We start from the raw sequence: 3,689 nt of genomic DNA, 5'->3' as shown, positions 1-3,689 counted from the left end.
GGCTCCTTATACCTACTCGATCAACGGCACAACTTTCCAAAGCAACACAAACTTTACCGGTCTTGCTTCCGGGGAGTATACCCTCACGGTGAAAGACGCGAATGGTTGCCAGGTAAATACTGCGGTTGCTGTCAGCAAAAACGGACCGGCCAGTTTTGCAAGTGTTACGGTTGCGTCGAGCTGTGGCAGGGACAACGGAAGTATCACGGTTACTTCGGTAAGCGGCGGTGCTACTCCTTATACCTATAGCTTGAACGGTGGTACCTTCCAGAGTGCAGCATCCTTTGCAGGTCTGACTGCCGGAGCGTATACCGTGACGGTAAAAGACGCCAACGGCTGTACGCATGCCGAAACAATAACGGTAACGGACATCGCCGGACCATCTGACCTGACCGCTTCTGCCCAGTCTTCTACCTGCGGCAACAGCAACGGCGGGTTCACTATCAGCGGTGTGACGGGCGGTGCGGCTCCTTATACTTACTCCATTAACGGCACGAACTTCCAGTCATCGGCATCCTTCACAGCACTTGCTGCCGGAGAGTACCCGGTCACAGTGAAAGACGCCAACGGCTGTACCTTCACCAAAACAGTTACGGTAACCAACACGACCGGACCTGCCGGATTCACGATGACAGCGAAGTCTGCTACCTGTGGTGGCAGCAACGGAAGTGTCGCAGTAAGCCAGGTGACCGGTGGTACGGCTCCTTATACCTACAGCAAGGATGGTACAACCTTCCAGTCTTCAGCCAGCCTGACGGGTCTGGCCGCCGGAACTCATACCATTACGGTAAAGGATGCCAATGGCTGTACGTTCACCAGGTCAGCAGTGATCGGGAACATAGCTGGTCCAACTGCTTATGAACTGGCCGCAACGGCATCTACCTGTGGCGCTGCCAATGGTACGATCACGGCCAGCGGCGTAACGGGTGGCACGGCTCCCTATACCTACTCCCTGAACGGAGGTACTTTCCAGAACAACGCGGCCTTTGCCTCCGTTGCGGCCGGAGAATACACCCTCACGGTGAAGGATGCCAATGGCTGTACGCTGGATAAGAAAGTGGTAGTAGGAGATGTGGCAGGTCCTGCCGGTCTGACTGCTGCTGCAACGCCTGCTTCCTGCAAAGTAAACGACGGTACAATTACGGCAGGTCAGGTATCCGGCGGAACCGCTCCTTATACCTACTCACTGGACGGAACCAGTTTCCAGGCCTCGAACAGATTCATAAACCTGGCAGCAGGCGAGTACCAGGTATACGCCAAAGACGCCAACGGCTGCAGTACTTCTACTACAGTAACGGTAGGTGCCAAAGGCCCTAAGGAAGCGACTATCACCTCTGCGAAAGCTACCTGTGGCGAGAACAACGGTTCTATCACAGTGACGGCAGTGACCGGTGGTGTTGCTCCTTATACCTACAGCATCAACGGCGGAGCCTTCCAATCGTCTGCTACCTTCGCCAAACTGGCGGTGGGTACTTATGAAGTGACTATCAGGGATGCCGAGGGATGTACGATCACAAAGATGCACAACGTGGTGAACAACGGCGGAGTGGAGTCCTTCACGGTGACAGGCACGGACGCCAGCTGCGGGGAAAGCAATGGCAGAATCGGGATCAGCCAGATCACCGGAGGCCAGAGTCCTTATACCTACAGCCTGGACGGAGCCACCTTCAAGTCAGAACCGGCTTTCGCTGGTCTTGCAGCAGGTACCTACCAGGTATCGGTAAAAGACGCCAGTGGATGTACCCGAATCGAGACAGTGACCCTTGCCAATAGCCCGGCCTTAACCAATGTGAAGGTTACAACTTCGCCGGTAGGTTGCGGACAAAGTGCCGGTCAGGTAACGATCTCGGAAGTAACCGGTGGAACCAGCCCGTACGCGTACTCGCTGGATGGCCTTAACTTCTCCAGTTCCGCGACACTACGCGATGTGGCACCAGGAAGCTATACCCTGATCGTGAAAGACGCAAAAGGTTGTACCTTCTCAGCTCCGGTCACAGTGGGCAAGTTTGATAGCAAGCTGGCCTATGTGCGCCACATCACCTGCTTCGGTGAAACCAACGGTGTAATTGCTATCTCGGCTACCGGTAAAGATGTCAACACCGAGTATAGCATCGACAATGGCAAGACCTTCGGGAAGGACTCTGTTTTCTCCAACCTGCCAAAAGGCATCTACCAGGTAATCACTCGTTTCTCGCCTACCTGCTCGGTGACGATCGGTTCAGTAGAAATACAGGAGCCGAAGCCGCTACAGGTAGCAGTGACGCCAGGCGCCGGATCAATCGGGAAGCCTAACTCGGCCAGTGCAGCAGTGACTGCCATCAGCGGAGGAACAGGCCCTTATACCTATCAGCTGGACAATGGTCAGTTTGGTGCTGATTCCATCTTCACCGATCTGAGAGGAGGCGAACACAGGCTGGTAGTGAAAGACAAGAATGGCTGTACGACCGAAGTTGTCTTCCAGGTAGAAAGCCTGGGTGAGCTGGATATCCCGAACGGATTCACACCGAATGGCGACGGCAACAATGATCGCTGGGTGATCCGCAACCTCTCTGTGCTGTATCCTGACTGCAGAGTGACGGTGTACAACCGCTGGGGAAGCCCGGTATTCGAATCGAAAGGCTATGCCAAAGAGTGGGACGGCACCCACAACGGGAAGCGGCTGCCGGATGGTACTTACTACAGTATCATCGAGTTCGGAGATTCGAGACCGGCTCTCAAGACGTCAGTTACTATCATGCGTTAAGTGTCCCCTTTAAGCTATCAGCGTTTTATGAAAAAGAACTTATTTATACTACTCTTTCTGCTGCTGGCCTCGGGAGCCGTGGCCCAGCAGAAAGCCCTTTACAGCCAGTACATGACCAATTATTACCTCCTCAACCCGGCAGTAGCCGGGTTTGAGAAGGATGTGAATTTCAAGGTAGGGTATCGGAACCAGTGGGTTGGTTTTGACGGCGCTCCCAAGACGTTCTACCTGAGCGGCGAGGGCGCCTTGTTCAACCGCCACCTGAAACGAAGCCGCAGATCACAGGCATTTCACGGAGCGGGCGGCTATGTTTACACGGATCAGACCGGGCCGACTACCCGTACCGGCGCGCTGGCTTCGTACGCTTACCATGTGCCGCTGAACCGGAAGATCTTTTTGTCTTCGGGTATATTTGCCGGCTTCCAGCAGTTCCGTTTCGACCCGAGCAAGGTATACCTGGCCGATGGCTCCAATGAGCGGGACCCGGTGACGAATCACGGCCGCATAGACGCCTTCATGCCCGACTTAACAGTAGGTGTATTCCTGCATTCTCAGGAGTTCTACTTCGGCGCTTCGCTGTTCCAGGTGTTGGGCAACAAGATCCATGATGCGGATGGGGTAGATGATCCAAGCCGTCTGTCCAGGCACTTGTTTGTATCCGGCGGGTATAACTTCGACGTGAACGATAAGATCCGGCTTATGCCTTCCGGGTTGTTGAAGTATGTGCAGGGAGCCCCGATCCAGGCCGACATCAACCTGAAAGGTGCGTACCACTTCAGCAAGAGAAGACAGAAGTCGGTGTATGACGATCAGGTATGGGCCGGCGTATCGTACCGCACGCAAGATGCCGTAGTAGGTCTGGTAGGGGTGCATTTCATGGAGCAGTTCCAGCTGAGCTATACCTACGATGTGACTGTTTCCCGCATGCGCCATCAGAGTTCCGGCT

General features: G+C 54.7%; 2 protein-coding genes. Both read left to right on the top strand.

The window, feature by feature from the left end:
• A partial coding sequence (locus OB13_RS06185; RefSeq protein WP_461489281.1) for a T9SS type B sorting domain-containing protein occupies window positions 1-2,743 on the top strand: 2,743 nt, incomplete at its 5' end.
• A gap of 27 nt (window positions 2,744-2,770) precedes the next feature.
• Window positions 2,771-3,689 (top strand): PorP/SprF family type IX secretion system membrane protein (locus tag OB13_RS06180; RefSeq protein WP_461489280.1); only part of this gene is annotated, 919 nt, incomplete at its 3' end.

Source organism: Pontibacter sp. HJ8, assembly GCF_054824225.1.
This window is presented reverse-complemented; position numbering and strand designations above follow the sequence as displayed.